Here is a 17,210-nt window from a genome sequence, read left to right as displayed (position 1 = left end):
TACTATAGCATACACTTAAAAAAAAGTCTGTACTATTTTACGGCTCCGGCGGTCATACCGCGTATAAAGTATTTACTCATAAAAAGGTACATAATAAGCATGGGTAAAATTGCAACGGTAAGGCCGGTAAACAAAAGCGTCCAGTTTGTACTGTGTTGACCGAAAAAGGTACTTAAACCTACGGGCAGTGTTTTTAATTTTCTGCTGTGCAAAAAAACGAGCGGAAAAAAGAAGTCGTTCCAAATAGGAACCGCATTGTAAATCGTAACCAAGGCAATACCCGGCGCTATTACCGGCATCATAATTTTAGCGTAAATACTGAAATCGTTACATCCGTCTATGCGTGCGGCATATTCGAGGTCCATGGGAATCGCTTTGAAAAATCCCGATAAAATAAATATTGTCGAAGGAATGCCCATTGCCGTAAAAATCAAAATTACCGATAAAAAATTATCCATAAGGCCGAGTTTTTTTATCAGTATAAACAAAGGAATAATCGCCGCCTTTAACGGAAGCATAATACCGCTTAAAAAAATCATATATAACAAGGTATTGCCTTTAAATGAATAGCGGCTTATACCGTAAGAAGCCATTGAACCGAAAAGTAAAACCATACACATCGATGAAACCGTAACGATAATGCTGTTTACAAAAAAGGTGCTGAATCCCATATCTATCCATACTTTTTTGTATGAAGAAAAATCGGGCTTTTGCGGAAGCGCAAACGGATGTTTTAAGATTTCCCGTGTCGGTTTAAGCGATGAAATAATCATATTAAACAAGGGATAGACGATTAAAATAACGTATATAACCATAAGGCTTAAAATGCATATGATGCCGATGCGCTTTAAAAGGCGTGCATTTGAAAATCGGAAATCCGTGTTCATATTTGAGTCTCCTTATTTTTTCCGACCGCAACGGATACGAGCGAGATACAAAAGGTCAGTATGTAAATAATAACGGCAATACTGCTTCCGATACCGATTTCAGGGTTTCCCGTATCTACCGAACCGAAGGCTGTGCGGTAAAAAAGCGTACCGATGGTATCGGTGCTGTAATTCGGTCCGCCGCCCAAATCGGTCATTGTATATATTTGCTCGAAAACATTTAAACTTCCGATGACGGTCAATACGACAATAACGGTTACCGAAGGTATAATAAGCGGAAAAATAATTTTCCAAAATAAACCTCTTTCGGTTACGCCGTCGAGGTAGGCGGCTTCAAGGCAGCTTTGATCAACCGCATCTATAGCCGCAAGAAAAACGAGAGAAGGGAAGCCTACCCAGCGCCAAATATTCGTTGCGATTATGGCAAAAGTTGCCGTTTTTTCGTCTCCGAGCCATGCTCTGCGCCATGAAGATAAATCCAAAAGGTTTAGAAAACTGTTTACCAAACCGTCGCTTTTTAAATACACTCCCCATAAAAAGCCGACTGCGACGATGGAAAAAAGTACGGGAATAAAAAACACCCGTTTGAAAAAACCGTGAGCGGCAATGCGACGGCTGAGCGCATAACCGAACAACAAGCCCAAACTGTTTTGAATAAGCATGGTACAGCAAAACCAAATTCCGTTATGTTTTAATGCATTAAAAAAACGCACATTATAAGGAAAGGTTGAAAATAATTTTTTAAAATTTCCGAATGCGATAAATTTGCCGCGTAAAAGTTGATTCCATTCAAAAAAGCTGTTAAACAAGCTCATAAAAAGCGGCAATAAAATAAATATCATAACGATAGACAATGCCGGCGTTACAAAAAGCGAAATCCACAAAAATTTTCTTGTTTTTTTTGTTATCATAACAATGTCAAGTATGTGAGGTTTAAAGCCTTGTATACTTTTTCCTTTATTTGTATTAAATGAAAATCGAGCCTTTTTCCGTTTTTGTTCGGATAAAGGCTGAATTTCACAAAGTTGACAGTACGGGGGCTGTCCGAAAATATCACTTTTTGACCAGCCCCTCGCAACTATCCGTCCGTAAAACTTACCGGTATACGGACGGCAATTTTACTTTTGGAACGGTTTGTAATACGATGCAATACCGGTTTGCACGTTTTTACAAGCTTGTTCCGCCGTCAATGTTCCGGCCAAATACCCTTGTCCGGCTGCCTGCCATAAAGCCGAACCTGTAGGCTGCTCATAGCGGAAGGGAACAAGGAAGATATAACTGGTGCTGTTTTTCAAAAGTGTGATAACCTTTCCGACAAAGGGATCCAATTTTGTATCGACACCGGGAACCGAACTGACCATTTTCAAATCGGAGATAAGCATATTTCCCACTTCAGTCGAACCGAGGAACTTTAAGAACGTTAATGCGGCTTCTTTATTTTTTGTCGCGGCATTTACGGCCCAGTTCATATCGGCATAAAAGGTGATGTACTGTGTGCCGGCTTTGATTCCCGGAACGGGGAATACGTCAAAATCCAATGAAGGATTTTGTGATCTGAAGGTACCCGCTTCATACGAACCGCCGATCATGTGTGCGGACATTTCGTTTATAAACGAACCTTGGATATCGGTATAACCTACTCCCGCGTAGAGTTCGGGCATGTAGGGGCGCAGTTCGCCGATTTTTTTAACGGCTTCCACAAAGCGCGGATCTTCAAAGGTGGTTTTTCCGGCTACAACGGCATCAAAAAAGTCGTTTGCACCGTAAAAGTTGGGGCCGACGCCGCCCAAAAGGGTTTCAACCGTCCATCCGTCTTTCGAACCGTTTGCGAGCGGAACGATACCGCTTTTTTTGCACGTTTCGAGGTTGGAAATAAATTCCGCCCATGTTGTAGGAACTTTTAAGCCGAGTTTTTTGTAAATATCTTTGTTGTAGTAGCAAAAAATCGCTTGGCTCAATGCGGGCAGTCCGTACATTTTACCGTCGGTAATGCTGCGTGCACCCTGTTTTGCGGGTTCCGAATAATTTTTGAGATTGGGAACTTCATTGTCAAGCGGGAGTAAATATCCGCTGCCTGCAAGTGCTTGTAAAGCGCCGTAAGCTCTTCCCATAAAAACATCGGGGCCGCCGCCGCCCTGTAACGAAGCGGTAAGAATCGTGTTGTATTCGGTATTTTTTATGGCGGTTTGCTTTACAGTGATGTTCGGGTGTTTTTTTTGAAAAGCATCGATTACTTTGTCGTAAAATGCTACGTCTTCGGTGCGCCATGTCCAAAATTCCAATGTTACCTTTTCACCGGAACTTCCGCTTTGATCGCCGGAACCCTTTGCCGTCAATGCAAGCGGTACCAGAATAAAACAAATCAAAAAGATTGTAAACAATTTGTTTTTCATACTTTTTCCTCCTAATACAGAAAAACATACATCCTATATTTTACAATTCCGTATTTACCGGATTGTAAATTTTGCATTATACGGCGCCGTTATGCGCCGGTGTTTTTTCGGCAATAAAACGGTCGATAACTTTTTTTATTTCACCGTTCCAAAATTGCCAATCGTGGCCTCCGCTTTTTTCTTCATAAACATGCTCTATGTTCCGGTCGGTACAAAACCGGTGAAAATCGCGGTTTGCCTCAAGTAAAAAATCTTCCGTTCCGCACGAAAGGTAAAACGTAGGCCGGTTGTTTTTGTGTACGGACGCGATAAGCTTTTTTACCGCATTTTTATATTCTTGTTCCATGTTTTCGATACCGCCGAAAATACGGTCGGCCCATTGCGGTGTAAAAACCGGATGCGATTCGCTTATGTGGCTGCGGTTTAAAAATGCGGACGATAAACCTGCGGCCGCCGAAAACCTGTGCGGATACAGGCATGCCGTTCGTATTGCACCCGCTCCACCCATCGACAATCCTGCAATAAAGGTGTCTTCCTTTCGTTTTGAAAGGCAAAACATGTTACATGCTATTTCCGGCAATTCTTCTCCGATAAAGCGGCCGTATTGTTCGCCGGGAAGGGAACCGTCCATATAAAAATGATTTTCCGCTGCAGGCATGATAACGGCAAGGTTTTTTTCAGACGATAAGCGGCGGATGTCGGATTTTGTAAGCCAATCGGTATTGGAACCGTATAAACCGTGGAGCAAATACAGGGTTTTAAAATCGGTTTGCGTATTTTTTTCGGCTTTAACCCCTTCCGCAGTCGGTGCGGGATTTTCGGCCGGAATTACGGCGCAAAAGGGCACGCTGCGCATAAGAGAATGTGAAAAAAATTCCGCATAAACAACTGCCATACTTCCTCCGAATTAATGTCTGCCCAATGAAGCGGACACCGCTTTACGAGTACGCGCGATGTTTTCAATGCTTTGTTCCATTGCCCGCGTAATTAACGCCGTATATAAAATATCTATAATCAATAATTGATTCATCCTTGAAATTGTAGCGCCGTGCCTCGATAATGATTCCGTATCGGGTATGGCAAAGACAAAATCGGCCAGTTTGGATAAACTGTTTTCTCCGACGCGCGTTACCGCAATAACCTTTACCCCCCGTTCTTTCGCCATTTGCACCGGTAAAAGAATATCGTTTGTTTCGCCCGAATAAGAAAAAGCAAAAAATACATCTTTGGGCGAAAGGGTTGCCGCTGCAGTGAGCTGCATATGCGTTTCCTGATTAAAAACCGCAAACATTCCCAGCCTTGTAAGTTTTTGGTATAAATCCATTGCCGCCACGGCCGAAGCTCCTATGCCGCCTATTTGAATCGAACGGGCGTTTAATATAAGGGCTACCGTGTCGAACAAAGTTTTTTCATTCAACAATTTTCCGACGTTATTGAAATTGTTTGTTGCCGTTTGTATTAAGGCGGAAGCGATTGTTTCCATCGGAGAATCGCTTTCGAAATTAAAATCGGGTAAAAATTCGTTTGCCGTTTCCGGCGAATACACGTCTTTGGCAAGCATAAGTCTTAATGTATTAAAACCGTCTATATGAATTCTTTTACACAATCGGATTACCGCAGCCGTACTTACCTGAGCTTGCTCTGCCAATTCGGAAACATTACAGCGCATCGCCTCTGCCGGATGTTCAAGTATAAACCGTGCGGCTTGCTGTTCGCTTGGGGAGCAATCGGGAAAAGATGCTTTTAGCAAATACGAAATGCTTGTCATACGATTATTGTCAATCATTCGTGCGGTTTTGTCAAGGAAAAATGTATTTTTTTTTCATTTATTTTCAAAAAAATGTGAAATTTTTTTTTAATTTCTATACACAAAATATTCGTATTGAGGTATACTGGTAGGTAACAAGGCGCATATGCCTTAACGTTACAATTTTCGATATTGGAGTTTTTATGACGGCAATCCCCGCAACCGAACAGCGCAATCCCGCTTCGTATCAAATCGACACAAAGAGTACAAAAGAAATTTTAAGTATTATTAATAATGAAGATAAAAAAATCGCATCGGTAGTTGAAAGTTCAATTCCGCAATTAGCCGATTTGATTGATTGTTTGGTCGACGTTTTTAAAAAGGGCGGCCGGCTTTTTTATTTGGGGGCGGGAACTTCCGGCAGATTGGGGGTTTTGGATGCTTCCGAATGTCCTCCGACATACGGCGTATCTCCGGATATGGTGCAGGGGCTTATAGCAGGCGGCGATACGGCTTTACGCAAATCGGTTGAAGGTGCCGAAGACGATAAAAATCACGGTATCGATCAGCTTAAAGAAGCCGGTTTTTCCCGTTCCGATATGCTTGTCGGTATTACCGCTTCAGGTTCGGCTCCCTATGTACTGGGAGCTATGGAGTATGCGCGTTCTTTGGGCAGCCCCGTCGGAGCGATAAGCTGTAATAAAGACTCTTCTACATTTAATCTCGCCGATTTTGCCATTTTTTTGCCTGTAGGCCCGGAAATAGTCACCGGTTCCACTCGTATGAAGTCGGGTACTGCCCAGAAAATGGCGCTTAATATGATTACGACGACGGCAATGATAAAATTGGGCAAAGTGTATAATAATTTTATGATTGATTTAATGCCCGTCAATGCAAAATTGGTAGAGCGTTCAAAACGTTTGATAAATGAAATAACGGGCTGCGGTGAAGAAAAAGCGGCAAAGGCATTTGAAGATTCGGGACATAAAATTCGTACTGCAATTATTATGGCTTCTTTGGATGTGGATAAAGAAAAAGCGGAACATTTATTGGAAAAGGGCAGGGGCAACATTAATTTGGCTTTGGATGCTTATAAAACCGAAACAAAGGAATAAACGGATATATGAAAAAACTGTTTTTCGGTATTGACGGCGGCGGTACAAAATCGCGGTTAGCCGTAAGCGACGATACCGGTAAGGTTATTTGTACGGTAAGCGGTTTTTCTACAAATATGTATGCTGTGGGCTTCGAACAAGCATGCGTTCATATTCTTTCCCTCTTTGACATATTAAAAGAAAAGCAGGGCATTTGTGTATCAGATTTTACCGAAGGATGCTTTGCTTCGGCCGGTTTAAGCGTCGAAAAAGAAAAGGCACTGTTTAAACAGTTTTTTAAAGATAACGGCATATCCTGCCCCGTGTATTTATGTAACGACGCCCTTGCCGCCCTTGCCGGCGGCACAGGTAAAGCTGAAGGTCTTATTTTAATAAGCGGAACGGGTTCCATCGCCGCCGCTTTACGAGCCGACGGAAAAACCGCGAGAGCCGGCGGTTTGGGGCACCTTATCGGCGATGAAGGTTCAGGCTTTCGTATCGGTTTGGACGGTATACGTTCTGCCGTGTGCGCCTATGAAAGGCGGGCTCAAAAAACGGTATTAACCGAACACATGTTCGAACATTATAAAGTTTCCGATGTGCGGGACCTCTTTTCCTTTTTATATACGAATTTCGACAAAGCCCGTATAGCCTCTTTTGCACCCCTTGTATTTCAATCGGCCGGCGACGGCGACGGGGCGGCGGTTGCAATCTTAGAGCAAGCCCTTATCGATTTAACCGATTTGGTAAAAAGCGCGTATATACAGATTTTTGAAACCGAAAAAACGGATTTGGTTTTTTCGGGCGGGATTTTTGAGCATGAAGCCGATTTTTCTCGCCGAACCGCCGAGCGTATAAGATCGGCCCTTCCTCAAATTACTGTCCAGGAGCGCTTATACGATCCGGCAACCGGCGCTTGTATTTTAGCGCGCAGTCATCTTGCATAATACTATACTTGACTAGGCATTGTTTTTTTATATATAGTAGAAAAATATTAAAAGGAATCGATTTTTTTCCGTCCGGTGTAAATGCTGTGTAAGAGGAAGTGCCGTTCGGTGTTGCAGATGTGCATATAAAATCGGATATTCCATACTGATAAAAGGAGAGATTACAATGAACTTACCCGGTAAAAGTATTTTCGGAAAAACGGTATTGCTTTTTGCGGTACTGTGTTTTGTGACGATGTCGATTTTAGGCTGCACAAAGGCCGAACCGAAAAAAAAATCGTTTAAAATCGGCATTTTGCAGCTTGTCGAACACGACGCCCTCGATGCTTCGTATAAGGGCTTTGTCGACTCTTTAGCCGAAGCCGGCTACGTTGACGGAACGAATATCTCCATCGATTATCAAAACGCTCAGGGCGAACAGGCAAACTGCCAAACCATCGCGCAAAAGTTTGTAAACGACCGCTGCGACCTTATTTTAGCCATTGCAACTCCGGCCGCTCAAGCCGCCGCCAACTTAACCGATACGATTCCCATCCTCGTAACGGCGGTAACCGATCCCGAATCGGCAAAACTCGTAAAATCGAATGCGATGCCGGGAACCAATGTAAGCGGTACTTCCGATTTAACCCCCGTTGAAGCGCAAATCAAGCTTTTAAAGAAAATTGTTCCCGGTGCAAAAAAAATCGCCCTTTTGTATAATTCCAGCGAGCAAAATTCGGCCTTTCAGGTTGCAATCGCAAAAAAAGCCTGCGGTGAAATCGGTCTTTCCTATGTTGATGCGACCGTTTCAAACTCAAATGAAATTCAGCAAGTTGTACAAAACCTTGTCGGCAAGGTCGACGCGATTTACGTTCCCACCGACAATATGATTGCAGCAGGCATTACCACAGTCGGAATGATTGCCCGCGAAGCGAAACTGCCGGTTATTTGCGGCGAAGAAGGCCCGGTGATGAAAGGCGGTCTTGCAACCTACGGCATCAACTATTACGAATTGGGTAAATTGACCGGCAAGCAGGCGGTGCTGATTTTACGCGACGGCAAAAAGCCTGCCGAAATGCCGATTGAATATGTACAATCCTTCGATTTAACCGTAAACAAGGATATGGCCGAAGCCATCGGTATTACGATTCCCTCGGATTTATAAATGGGATTCTTACTCGCAGTACAAGGAGCCGCCTCGCAGGGAATTCTGTGGGGCATTATGGCTTTGGGCGTTTTTATCACTTTTAAAGTTCTCGACTTCCCCGACTTAACCGTTGACGGAAGCTTTGCCCTCGGCGGTGCGGTAGGGGCTGTGTTGGTTTCCCATAATGCGGATCCCCTCGTTTCGCTTGCAGCGGCCTTTATCGCCGGTTCTTTTGCGGGCGCCGTAACCGCCTTACTGCACACAAAACTTAAAATTCCGGGAATTTTGGCCGGTATTTTAACGATGATTGCCCTGTACTCGGTAAATATCCGCATTATGGGCAAGGCCAATATACCGCTTCTCGGCGTTACAACGCTTATGAGCCGTGTCGCAGACCTTACGGGGGCGGGCAAAACCCTCAGTTCCCTGATAAGCGGCATTGTTTTTTCCGCTGCCATCATCGCGCTTTTGTATTGGTTTTTCGGTACCGAACTGGGCTCTGCAATCCGCGCGACCGGTACAAACGAGCACATGATACGCGCTCAGGGCGTGAATACCGAAAACATGAAGCTTATCGGCCTTGCCCTTTCGAACGGCTTAACCGCTCTTTCCGGCGCCCTTGTCGCCCAAAGTCAAGGCTATGCCGACGTCGGTATGGGGGTAGGGGCAATCGTTATCGGCCTTGCTTCCATTATTATAGGAGAAGTTATATTCGGCCACCGCATAGCCTTTTGGTACACCCTTGCAGGCGTCGTTCTCGGCTCGATTACCTACCGTATCATCATCGCCTTGGTGCTTCAGCTGGGTATGAAGTCAACCGACTTAAAACTTTTAACCGCCTGCCTTGTCGCGCTTTCCCTTGCGATTCCCGTGGTCAAAGCGAACTATATGCAAAAAAAACAGTTTAAAATGCAGCAAAAAGGCGGTACTTTATGCTGAGCTTACAAAACGTATCGAAAACCTTTAATGCGGGAACCATAACCGAAAAAAAAGCCCTGCACGGCATCAGCCTCGATTTGGCGCCCGGCGACTTTGTAACCGTTATCGGCGGAAACGGGGCGGGAAAATCCACCCTTTTAAATTTGATTGCGGGCGTCTATACCGCCGATTCGGGCCGTATTGTTTTGGACGGTCTTGATATAAGCGCTTTAAAAGAGCACGAAAGAGCCGCTTTTTTCGGCCGCGTATTTCAAGACCCCATGCGCGGAACGGCCGCCACTATGCAGATAGAAGAAAACCTTGCCCTTGCATACCGCAGGGGAAAAAGGCGCGGTCTTCGCTGGGGCATCACCCAAGCCGAGCGAAGCCTCTACCGCGAAAAACTTGCCCTTTTGGATTTGGGACTTGAAAAACGCATGAGTGCAAAGGTCGGCCTTTTATCCGGCGGCCAGCGCCAAGCTTTAACCCTTCTTATGGCGACATTGGAAAAGCCGAAGCTTTTGCTTTTGGACGAACATACCGCCGCCCTCGACCCCAAAACCGCCCAAAAGGTTTTGGACCTTACCGAAGAAATTATCAACCGCGACGGACTTACCGCTTTTATGGTAACCCACAATATGAAAAACGCCATCCGCTACGGCAACCGCCTCATTATGATGCATGAAGGGCGCATTATCTACGACGTAAGCGGAGAAGAAAAAAAGAATATCCAAGTTGCCGACCTTCTTAAAAAGTTCGAAGGCGCCGACGGAACCCTAAACGACCGCATGCTGTTGGGATGATTGGATTTTCGGCGGCTATGCTTCGGCGGAGCGCGGCGGCCCCAAATACTATATTCCGGAACACATGATTGATTTTGATTTGGGTTGGTATTAACCGGTGTTTATAGGGGATTTATAAATATCCCTATTTTGGTAGCTCTTTGCGATTTTATTTTTATTCGTGCGGGGGCTTTAATACCCTTGTTACGATGTTCCGCGTCGGGGGGGCGTTAATTCTTGACAGTATATATGGTGTATATACTTGAACTTGCGGAGTTGCTTATGGAAGCTGTGGTTCAAAAATGGGGAAACAGTCTCGGTATACGAATCCCTTCTTTGTGGGCAAAAGATAATGCGGTAAAAAACGGAAGCAAGGTAGAAGTTATTGCGGAAAAAGGAAAAATGATAATTCTCCCGCAAAAGAAATCACTCGATGATATGCTGGTTATGATAACCGATGAAAATCTGCATGCGGAAATTGAAATAGATAATGCAGCAGGAAATGAAGCATGGTGAACTCCGGCTCTATTCCCGAAAAAGGTGATTTGGTTTGGCTGGAGTTCAGTCCGCAAGCAGGACATGAGCAAAAAGGTTTTCGCCCCGCTGTGTGCATTTCTCAAAAAAAATATAATCTGAAAACAGGACTTGCTCTTTTTTGTCCGATAACAAGTCATATAAAAGGGGATCCTTTTGAAATTGTTCTTCAAAAACATTCGATACGGGGCTGCATTCTAAGCGACCAAGTAAAAAATCTTGATCGGCGGCATCGTAATTGCAGTTTTATAGAAAAAGCCTTCCCGGAAGAAATCGATTCCGTTATCGAAAATATAAAATTGATGATTGAATAAAATCCTGCCGCTACAGTCGTGTTTTGCGAATTATTGCCGACTTTGGAAAAAAAATATGAAGAAGTAATTATTGTGGAAAACAAACAGATACTTTTGCAGAACAGTGAAACAATTCATACGACGGAAATGGGAATAGACAGAATAAGGAAAAACTTAAAGTTGGGTGCCGTTGATGTCGTTGAGTTTTGTAAGAAAAAAATATCGGATAAGAAATGCAGTATCTATAAGCAGGGAAAAAACCTGTATTGTGAGATTGACGGAATTAAAATCACGATAAATTCCTACACTGATACAATAATTACAGCCCATAAGGTCAAATAAATTATGAAGGAACGTCCCGACTTTAATCAAATAAAATCATATCAGGATTTTGCTCAATATTATTGGTACCGGGAAGAATTGAAACGGATATGTAAGAGCTTAGATATAGACTATGCGGGAACCAAGTTAGAGTTAAATTATAATATCGAGGAATATTTTAAGGGTAATATAATTCGGAAAGAGAAGGCTGCCCGCAAAACTAAAAAAGAAGACGGTGAATTGACTTTAAAAACAGGTTTAATAGAATGCGGATTTTGTTTTAATCGGAGGTTCAGAACTTTTTTTGCAGAGCAGACGGGGGTGCGGAATTTTAAATTCAATGCGGATATGGCAGCAACCGCGAAAAAAGTAAAAGAAAACAATGATATTGCTTTTACGCTCGCCGACATGCTTGAAGTTTATTACGGCAAAAAAGTATATGTAAAATATGACAAGTCGTGTTTGCAATGGAATAAATTTGTAAAAGATTTTTGCGAAGATAAAGCAAGCATCGAATTTAAAAATAAACTGAAAGTCGCCTCAATATTGTGGAATGAAGTGCGTAATTCAACAAAAGAAAAAGTATTTACAAAAGAATTACTGACACAATTTGCCCATAAGATAGAGCAATATAAAACGTAGCACCCGCTTCAACGCCGACAAACGGGACTGAGCCGGTTTGCAGGTTAAGCGAATGTTAGACGCACAGCCCTGCGGGCTGGTTGTGGGCGGTATGCGATTTTCATCTATTTTCAATGTATAATTTGATGATAATGGTAAATCCAATTTCACTGAAGCTTATAAAAAGTTATAAACTGAACAATCTCTAGTACTTATTAAACCAAGAAAAACTCAAGTAACTATGGTATAATTAGTATTTTTCAATGAAATTTGATTTTGCATGAAATATATGTTATATTAAATACGAAAAATACTGTTTTATTATAGGAGGTATATTATGACTGCAGTAAATACTATGGATATTCGTGATAATTTCAACGTCTTTTGTGACAAAGTTTTTGATGGCGAAACACTTATTATCTCTCGTCCCAAAAATAAAAATGTTGTAATGATTTCCGAGAATGAATATAACCTCCTTCAAAAAGCGAAACGAAATGCAGACTATCTCAGTATGCTTGATCGTTCAATGGAAGAAGCAAAATCCGGAAATATAATTGTCAAATCCTTAGAGGATTTTGACTAATGAATATTACTTGGACTAACACCGCATGGTCGCAATATATAGAATGGCAATCGAAAGATAAGACTATTGTAAAAAAAATAAATGAATTGATAAAAAGTATATCAAGAGATGGAATATTATCGGGTTTAGGTAAACCTGAACCGCTTAAACATATTAAAGCTTGTAGTAGAAGAATCAATGATGAGAATAGACTCGTTTATAATCTTGATTCAAACGGAAACCTAGTAATTTTTGCTTGTACGGGGCATTACGAAAATTAATTATTTTAAATAAATCTTTTCAATTTAATAGTAATAGACATAAATTATAGATGTTTGATGAAAAACAGAAGCCATCTATGATAAGAAGAAACGTCTAACACCCGCTTCAACGCCGACATTGCGGATAAGCCGCTTATTATATCGGCACAATTCAAGAAATGAAGATAGGCCTAATCTGCCTGCTGTTGTTCGCCCTATTATGTATTATGGTAGAGAGGTTTGCTGTTTTGTTTTGAGGCAGTTTAGATTGCAAATTGCCGTTTTTAGTAATATAATGAGGAAGGGTCGAAGGAATGTTATACGGACGGCTCTCATGGAGCCGCTTAGGAGGGAAGAAATGAAAAATAAAAAGATTATGATGGTTTTTGGCATTATTTTATTATCTTTTAAATTATTTGCATATGATTATGGTATATTCTTTACGGACGATTACGGTAGATTTTTTAAAGGCGATTACAGTAAATTCTTTAAAGGTGATTATGCCAAGTTCTTTATGGGTGATTACAGTAGTTCAGGTTTTATAATTGTAGACTCTGAAACGAATATAGCGTATTATTCTGTTAGCCGCTCAAATACTGATGGCGTTGAAGTAGTCTGTAATGTGCAGGTAAATGATATTTCTAAAAAAAAGAATAAATATATATTTTCTGATAATACCACCTATACGGTGAATTTAGTCTTGTTTGAAGAAAAAATAGATAAAAAAGAAAATAGAAAGGTATTTCATTCAAGTCATGCATATGGTAATGAAAATTCAGTGCCTCATTGGGTTAAGAATAATAGCAATATAACCGGTGAAAAAATTTCAAGTAATATAGTTATAAAGACAAAAAATATTTCAACAAAACAAATTGAATTTTGGTTATGTGATAAGAATGGAAATAATTTACAACGTATCTATGGATATAATGAAAAAGAAACAGTAAGATTTTATATAGATGCTAAACGTCAGAAGATAATATTCATAAAGTCCGTTGAGCAGGGGAATGCTATAACGGAGATTGATTATTAAAGATGATGTAATTGCGTATAACACCCGCTTCAACCTGACATTGCGGAGTAGCCGCAAATGCAGGTTAAGCGAATGTTAGACAGATGCCTAACGGCACAATTAACTGCAACTTTGAAAAAGTAGTGTGTATTTTTTTGTAAATTAAAGCGTAAAACCCAAGTTAAAAGCTTAGGTTCTTTGAATAAAGTTTTGTTTTATTATAATATCTATTTTGATAAGGAAAAATAAACTTTCATCTGAGGATTTTTAAACTCGTTAAGGAAATCAACAAAATAAAAGTCCTTTGGACGGTCTGTGTTTATAATAATTATTTTCTAAGGAAAATTAAAATTTATCTAAGTATTTTAAACTCGTTAAGGAAATCGACAAAATAAAAGTCCTTCGGACGGTCTGGTAATTATTATAATTATTTGTTAATGAAAATAAAATTTTAGCTTTATAGTAAAATTGTTGATTTTTTAATTTAATGATGAAAAGCTGTATAGGTTAAAAAATAAAGTCTAATTGTTAAGAATAAGCTTATAATTTTAAGATAATATTATTTATAAAAGTTTAGTTTTGTAAATAATAAAGTTTTACAGTAAAATTTTAAGTTTATTTATTAAATATAGTAATAAAAAGCAAAATAGTGTAAAATTAAAAGCATAATTGTTAATATAAGCGATTAAATAAACTAAAAGTGTCTAACACCCGCTTCAACCTGACATTGCGGACGAGCCGCAAAGCAGGTTAAGCGAATGTTATGTGGACACCCACTGGGCGCTGTGATGGGATAATAAATGAGAAAAATTACAATTATATTTATATTATTTTGTATAGTATTTGTTTCATGTTCACAAAAACAAATTCCATTTAACAAAAAACAATGGGTGAGAGAAAAAAATCGATTTTATATGACCGATTCGCTTATTAAAAATTTAAATGAAGATAAACCGAAAAGAGCTGAAATATTTGATTTGCTTGGAACACCAGAACTTGAAGGACGAATTAAAGATACAGAAGTCTCTTATTGGTTAAAATCTGATGGTTTTCTTGCTATGTGGGAATTATATATTTATTTTGATGATAATGGAAACTTTGAATCCGCTGTGGTTGCATATGCCGATTAAAAAACAAAGAAGTATCTTTTCAGTAAGTCAAGATCGCTGAAAAAATAAATTGAACTTTAAGATTCAGCTTAAAAAGCTTTCTTACATCACATACTCACCGCTTTTATGAAATATTTTGTGTGAAATATTTTGTGTGAAATATTTTGTGTTGACAAATACATAAAATAGTATGTATAATATAGATGTATATGACATTTGAATGGGATGAAAATAAAAACTCTGAAAACATACGGAAGCATCAGGTTTCTTTTGAAAAAGCGCAGGATACTTTTTTTGATGCAAACCGTATGATTTTAGAAGATATAAAGCATTCCAGTTCTGAAAAACGTTATTTTTGCATTGGAAAAACAGACGAAGGAATTTTGACAGTGCGTTTTACAATACGCGGTCAAAATATTAGGATTTTCGGCGCAGGCTATTGGCGTCAAGGAAAGAAACTCTATGAAGAGCATTTACAGTAACCCCGAAAAAGCAGTAATGGAAGCATTGGATTCTGCCGTATTAGTGGCGGATTTTCTTCCTTCACCAGCAGAGCTTATAAAAAAAACAACAAAAGAAAAAATAACAATCTCAATAGATTCTGATTGTATTAGTTTTTTCAAAGCAGAAGCAAAGAAAAATAATACAAAATATCAGACTATGATGAATGAAGTACTTTCTCAGTATGCAAAGCATTATGCGGTAAATTGAATTGTAGAATAGAACAATCGTATAACACCCGCTTCAACGCTGACATTGCTGTGCAATGCAGGTTAAGCGTTAGTTAGGACGACACCTGTGGTGCGACAATAGATAAAATTTACGGTTAATTATAGAGTAGCAGTGAGTAAAATTAAGAAAGCTCTATATACGATTAAAATAACATTTTTTAAAACATATTGTACAACTTGACTATATTGCACATACATATTACTATATTCATATGAAAACATTGCCCGTAGCGAAAATACGAACGAATTTCTCTGCACTTTTGAAAGAAGTGGAATTAGGTAACGAAATCGGGATAGCCTTTGGCCGAAAAAAAGAAACAATAGCGGTAATTGTTCCAATTGAAGAGTATAAAAGGATAAAAATGAGGAAACTCGGTACATTGGAAGGGAAGGTAACAGTTGAATTTAGTGAAAATTGGGCTATTACGGATGAAGAGTTTATTAATTTATGAAAATACTATTAGATACACATTATTTATTATGGACATTTATTGATACAAGTAAAATATCTCGGTCAGTTTATAATAAATTATTAGCGGATGAAAATGAAGTTTTTTATAGTCAGGCTAGTTTATGGGAAATATCAATAAAATTTAATATGGGAAAATTATCGTTAAACGGAATAAAACCGGAAGAATTCTATGAAGAAGTAGAAAATAGTTTTTTAAAATGTAGGTCTTTTCAAAATGATGAGTTAATTACTTTTTATAAATTACCAATAGAACATAAAGATCCATTTGATAGAATTATGATTTGGCAATCAATAAAGTCTGATTACTATTTTTTATCTGTTGATAATCAGATTACAAATTATAAAAAATACGGTTTAAAAATTTTGTCCTAACAGCCGCTTCAACCTGACAAACGGGACTGAGCCGGTTATGATATCCGTACAATTCAAGAACTTCTCGGTCACAGCGATGTTAAGACTACTATGGTTTACACACAGGTTCTAAACCGCGGAGGTTTAGGTGTGCAAAGCCCTATAGACAGAATGTGAGTTTGTTTTGTTGGCCGTTTAATGAAGATAGGCCTAATCTGCCTACTGTTGTTCGCTCTATTATATATTATTAGTAGAGAGATTTGCTGTTTTGTTTTTAGGCAGCTTAGATTGCAAATTGCCGTTTTTCATGGTATCGTGAGGAAGGGTCGAAAGAGTGTTATGCGGACAGCCCGCTGGGCTGGAAAAATGAAAAAGAGATAAAAATATGATTTACACTTTTCTATTTGGTATAGATGCTATTTTTAGAATTAATAAACTCTTTTTATTTCATACTACCGCTTATTTTTTAACATATGTTATTTCTATTATTGGCTGGAGTTTTTTAGGGAAAAATAAGTCTTTGTTAAAAAGTTGTTTAGGGTTTATCTTTTTACCGGTTTTTCCATTATTTAATACATTATATTCTTTTGGATCAGATATGAGTCACTTTCATATAGAAAATTTTTTGACATTTGGTGGTATTTATTTTACAATTTTTGTCGTAAGTTTAGTTTTCATTTTATTAAAAACAAAAGATAATAATTTAAATAAAAGTAGGAAACAAATTTTTTTCATCGTGTTATCTGGATTAATGATTTTTACTCACAGTTACATAGAGTTTATTACAAATTTTGAAAACTATTTAAATCCTGAATTCTTTTGTTTTTCAATAATACTTATAGTTTTTTATTACCTAAGAGTTCTAATCGTCAGGCTTTATAATGATGATGTCGTAAAGTCAAAAAAATTGAACATAATTTCCAATATTTTATTTTGGGTTTATATAGTCATATATGATTTTACTTTTTTTGGAATGGCTGCAGCCAGTGTGTAAAAAAGTTTTTAGCTGTTGATTAATCTTATTGTATTTGGTTTAAATAAAATAAGAAT

General features: G+C 39.2%; 23 protein-coding genes and 1 pseudogene. 19 read left to right on the top strand and 5 right to left on the bottom strand.

Annotated features, from left to right (window positions below; all coding sequences use genetic code 11):
• Window positions 1-32: 32 nt before the first annotated feature.
• The 5 genes from H0R92_RS07660 to H0R92_RS07640 all read right to left on the bottom strand — a co-directional run bounded on the left by H0R92_RS07660 (window position 33) and on the right by H0R92_RS07640 (window position 5,048).
• The gene (locus H0R92_RS07660; RefSeq protein ID WP_432962766.1) at window positions 33-887 is read right to left on the bottom strand and encodes a carbohydrate ABC transporter permease; all 855 of its coding nucleotides are present in this window, start codon (window positions 885-887) and stop codon (window positions 33-35) included.
• The gene (locus H0R92_RS07655) at window positions 884-1,798 is read right to left on the bottom strand and encodes a carbohydrate ABC transporter permease (RefSeq protein ID WP_432962764.1); all 915 of its coding nucleotides are present in this window, start codon (window positions 1,796-1,798) and stop codon (window positions 884-886) included. The genes H0R92_RS07660 and H0R92_RS07655 overlap by 4 nt, the downstream gene beginning before the upstream one ends.
• Before the next feature lie 207 nt (window positions 1,799-2,005).
• Entirely contained in the window at window positions 2,006-3,280 is a 1,275-nt protein-coding gene (locus H0R92_RS07650) for an ABC transporter substrate-binding protein (protein ID WP_432962762.1), read from the bottom strand.
• Window positions 3,281-3,356: 76 nt separating this feature from the next.
• The gene (locus H0R92_RS07645; RefSeq protein ID WP_432962760.1) at window positions 3,357-4,175 is read right to left on the bottom strand and encodes an alpha/beta hydrolase; all 819 of its coding nucleotides are present in this window, start codon (window positions 4,173-4,175) and stop codon (window positions 3,357-3,359) included.
• Between the two features lie 12 nt (window positions 4,176-4,187).
• A complete protein-coding gene (locus H0R92_RS07640; protein ID WP_432962758.1) occupies window positions 4,188-5,048 on the bottom strand; it encodes a MurR/RpiR family transcriptional regulator in 861 nt (286 codons plus the stop codon).
• 182 nt (window positions 5,049-5,230) lie between these two features.
• Between H0R92_RS07640 and murQ the strand changes: the two genes are divergently transcribed.
• The 19 genes and pseudogenes from murQ to H0R92_RS07545 all read left to right on the top strand — a co-directional run bounded on the left by murQ (window position 5,231) and on the right by H0R92_RS07545 (window position 17,154).
• A complete protein-coding gene (gene murQ, locus H0R92_RS07635; RefSeq protein WP_432962756.1) occupies window positions 5,231-6,142 on the top strand; it encodes an N-acetylmuramic acid 6-phosphate etherase in 912 nt (303 codons plus the stop codon).
• A gap of 8 nt (window positions 6,143-6,150) precedes the next feature.
• Complete coding sequence (locus tag H0R92_RS07630) at window positions 6,151-7,068, top strand: N-acetylglucosamine kinase (RefSeq protein WP_432962754.1); 918 nt, start codon at window positions 6,151-6,153, stop codon at window positions 7,066-7,068.
• 166 nt (window positions 7,069-7,234) lie between these two features.
• Window positions 7,235-8,212 carry an ABC transporter substrate binding protein gene (locus H0R92_RS07625; protein ID WP_432962752.1) on the top strand — a complete coding sequence of 326 codons (978 nt, stop codon included), beginning with the start codon at window positions 7,235-7,237 and terminating at the stop codon, window positions 8,210-8,212.
• Entirely contained in the window at window positions 8,213-9,133 is a 921-nt protein-coding gene (locus tag H0R92_RS07620; protein ID WP_432962750.1) for an ABC transporter permease, read from the top strand. It begins immediately after the preceding gene.
• A complete protein-coding gene (locus tag H0R92_RS07615) occupies window positions 9,127-9,915 on the top strand; it encodes an ABC transporter ATP-binding protein (protein ID WP_432962748.1) in 789 nt (262 codons plus the stop codon). Before H0R92_RS07620 ends, H0R92_RS07615 begins: the two co-directional genes overlap by 7 nt.
• 261 nt (window positions 9,916-10,176) lie before the next feature.
• A complete protein-coding gene (locus H0R92_RS07610) occupies window positions 10,177-10,410 on the top strand; it encodes an AbrB/MazE/SpoVT family DNA-binding domain-containing protein (RefSeq protein ID WP_432962746.1) in 234 nt (77 codons plus the stop codon).
• Window positions 10,404-10,742: a type II toxin-antitoxin system PemK/MazF family toxin gene (locus H0R92_RS07605; protein WP_432962744.1), complete on the top strand. Its 339-nt coding sequence runs from the start codon at window positions 10,404-10,406 to the stop codon at window positions 10,740-10,742. The genes H0R92_RS07610 and H0R92_RS07605 overlap by 7 nt, the downstream gene beginning before the upstream one ends.
• A gap of 42 nt (window positions 10,743-10,784) precedes the next feature.
• On the top strand, window positions 10,785-11,063 hold the full coding sequence (locus tag H0R92_RS07600) for a DUF3781 domain-containing protein (protein WP_432962742.1): 279 nt from the start codon (window positions 10,785-10,787) through the stop codon (window positions 11,061-11,063).
• A 3-nt stretch (window positions 11,064-11,066) separates the two neighbouring features.
• The gene (locus H0R92_RS07595) at window positions 11,067-11,684 is read left to right on the top strand and encodes an SAP domain-containing protein (RefSeq protein ID WP_432962740.1); all 618 of its coding nucleotides are present in this window, start codon (window positions 11,067-11,069) and stop codon (window positions 11,682-11,684) included.
• A gap of 316 nt (window positions 11,685-12,000) precedes the next feature.
• A complete protein-coding gene (locus tag H0R92_RS07590; protein WP_432962738.1) occupies window positions 12,001-12,246 on the top strand; it encodes a type II toxin-antitoxin system Phd/YefM family antitoxin in 246 nt (81 codons plus the stop codon).
• Window positions 12,246-12,506, top strand: a complete 261-nt coding sequence (locus tag H0R92_RS07585; RefSeq protein ID WP_432962736.1) for a Txe/YoeB family addiction module toxin — start codon at window positions 12,246-12,248, stop codon at window positions 12,504-12,506. The genes H0R92_RS07590 and H0R92_RS07585 overlap by 1 nt, the downstream gene beginning before the upstream one ends.
• A gap of 337 nt (window positions 12,507-12,843) precedes the next feature.
• On the top strand, window positions 12,844-13,518 hold the full coding sequence (locus tag H0R92_RS07580; protein WP_432962734.1) for a hypothetical protein: 675 nt from the start codon (window positions 12,844-12,846) through the stop codon (window positions 13,516-13,518).
• A 779-nt stretch (window positions 13,519-14,297) separates the two neighbouring features.
• Complete coding sequence (locus H0R92_RS07575) at window positions 14,298-14,627, top strand: hypothetical protein (RefSeq protein ID WP_253694588.1); 330 nt, start codon at window positions 14,298-14,300, stop codon at window positions 14,625-14,627.
• A gap of 188 nt (window positions 14,628-14,815) precedes the next feature.
• The gene (locus H0R92_RS07570; protein WP_253694589.1) at window positions 14,816-15,088 is read left to right on the top strand and encodes a BrnT family toxin; all 273 of its coding nucleotides are present in this window, start codon (window positions 14,816-14,818) and stop codon (window positions 15,086-15,088) included.
• A 16-nt stretch (window positions 15,089-15,104) separates the two neighbouring features.
• Entirely contained in the window at window positions 15,105-15,317 is a 213-nt protein-coding gene (locus H0R92_RS07565) for a BrnA antitoxin family protein (protein ID WP_253694590.1), read from the top strand.
• Window positions 15,318-15,549: 232 nt separating this feature from the next.
• Window positions 15,550-15,789: a type II toxin-antitoxin system Phd/YefM family antitoxin gene (locus tag H0R92_RS07560; protein ID WP_432962731.1), complete on the top strand. Its 240-nt coding sequence runs from the start codon at window positions 15,550-15,552 to the stop codon at window positions 15,787-15,789.
• Window positions 15,786-16,181 (top strand): type II toxin-antitoxin system VapC family toxin, encoded by a 396-nt coding sequence (locus H0R92_RS07555; protein WP_432962729.1) that lies wholly within the window; start codon window positions 15,786-15,788, stop codon window positions 16,179-16,181. The genes H0R92_RS07560 and H0R92_RS07555 overlap by 4 nt, the downstream gene beginning before the upstream one ends.
• 30 nt (window positions 16,182-16,211) lie before the next feature.
• Window positions 16,212-16,337 (top strand): annotated as a pseudogene (locus H0R92_RS07550) (tyrosine-type recombinase/integrase); the annotation flags it as partial.
• 208 nt (window positions 16,338-16,545) lie between these two features.
• Window positions 16,546-17,154, top strand: coding sequence for a hypothetical protein (locus tag H0R92_RS07545; protein WP_432962727.1), 609 nt, complete (start codon window positions 16,546-16,548; stop codon window positions 17,152-17,154).
• The last annotated feature ends 56 nt before the right edge of the window (window positions 17,155-17,210 follow it).

It is taken from the genome of Treponema sp. OMZ 840 (assembly GCF_050937815.1).
Classification (GTDB): Bacteria; Spirochaetota; Spirochaetia; order Treponematales; family Treponemataceae; genus Treponema_C.
This window is presented reverse-complemented; position numbering and strand designations above follow the sequence as displayed.

What these genes read in the sequence shown, in the direction of transcription:
- H0R92_RS07660 (WP_432962766.1), bottom strand. Translation starts at nt 887, where the DNA reads ATGAACACGGATTTCCGATTTTCAAATGCACGCCTTTTAAAGCGCATC.
- H0R92_RS07655 (WP_432962764.1), bottom strand. Translation starts at nt 1,798, where the DNA reads ATGATAACAAAAAAAACAAGAAAATTTTTGTGGATTTCGCTTTTTGTA.
- H0R92_RS07650 (WP_432962762.1), bottom strand. Translation starts at nt 3,280, where the DNA reads ATGAAAAACAAATTGTTTACAATCTTTTTGATTTGTTTTATTCTGGTA.
- H0R92_RS07645 (WP_432962760.1), bottom strand. Translation starts at nt 4,175, where the DNA reads ATGGCAGTTGTTTATGCGGAATTTTTTTCACATTCTCTTATGCGCAGC.
- H0R92_RS07640 (WP_432962758.1), bottom strand. Translation starts at nt 5,048, where the DNA reads ATGACAAGCATTTCGTATTTGCTAAAAGCATCTTTTCCCGATTGCTCC.
- murQ (WP_432962756.1), top strand. Translation starts at nt 5,231, where the DNA reads ATGACGGCAATCCCCGCAACCGAACAGCGCAATCCCGCTTCGTATCAA.
- H0R92_RS07630 (WP_432962754.1), top strand. Translation starts at nt 6,151, where the DNA reads ATGAAAAAACTGTTTTTCGGTATTGACGGCGGCGGTACAAAATCGCGG.
- H0R92_RS07625 (WP_432962752.1), top strand. Translation starts at nt 7,235, where the DNA reads ATGAACTTACCCGGTAAAAGTATTTTCGGAAAAACGGTATTGCTTTTT.
- H0R92_RS07620 (WP_432962750.1), top strand. Translation starts at nt 8,213, where the DNA reads ATGGGATTCTTACTCGCAGTACAAGGAGCCGCCTCGCAGGGAATTCTG.
- H0R92_RS07615 (WP_432962748.1), top strand. Translation starts at nt 9,127, where the DNA reads ATGCTGAGCTTACAAAACGTATCGAAAACCTTTAATGCGGGAACCATA.
- H0R92_RS07610 (WP_432962746.1), top strand. Translation starts at nt 10,177, where the DNA reads ATGGAAGCTGTGGTTCAAAAATGGGGAAACAGTCTCGGTATACGAATC.
- H0R92_RS07605 (WP_432962744.1), top strand. Translation starts at nt 10,404, where the DNA reads ATGGTGAACTCCGGCTCTATTCCCGAAAAAGGTGATTTGGTTTGGCTG.
- H0R92_RS07595 (WP_432962740.1), top strand. Translation starts at nt 11,067, where the DNA reads ATGAAGGAACGTCCCGACTTTAATCAAATAAAATCATATCAGGATTTT.
- H0R92_RS07590 (WP_432962738.1), top strand. Translation starts at nt 12,001, where the DNA reads ATGACTGCAGTAAATACTATGGATATTCGTGATAATTTCAACGTCTTT.
- H0R92_RS07585 (WP_432962736.1), top strand. Translation starts at nt 12,246, where the DNA reads ATGAATATTACTTGGACTAACACCGCATGGTCGCAATATATAGAATGG.
- H0R92_RS07580 (WP_432962734.1), top strand. Translation starts at nt 12,844, where the DNA reads ATGAAAAATAAAAAGATTATGATGGTTTTTGGCATTATTTTATTATCT.
- H0R92_RS07575 (WP_253694588.1), top strand. Translation starts at nt 14,298, where the DNA reads ATGAGAAAAATTACAATTATATTTATATTATTTTGTATAGTATTTGTT.
- H0R92_RS07570 (WP_253694589.1), top strand. Translation starts at nt 14,816, where the DNA reads ATGACATTTGAATGGGATGAAAATAAAAACTCTGAAAACATACGGAAG.
- H0R92_RS07565 (WP_253694590.1), top strand. Translation starts at nt 15,105, where the DNA reads ATGGAAGCATTGGATTCTGCCGTATTAGTGGCGGATTTTCTTCCTTCA.
- H0R92_RS07560 (WP_432962731.1), top strand. Translation starts at nt 15,550, where the DNA reads ATGAAAACATTGCCCGTAGCGAAAATACGAACGAATTTCTCTGCACTT.
- H0R92_RS07555 (WP_432962729.1), top strand. Translation starts at nt 15,786, where the DNA reads ATGAAAATACTATTAGATACACATTATTTATTATGGACATTTATTGAT.
- H0R92_RS07545 (WP_432962727.1), top strand. Translation starts at nt 16,546, where the DNA reads ATGATTTACACTTTTCTATTTGGTATAGATGCTATTTTTAGAATTAAT.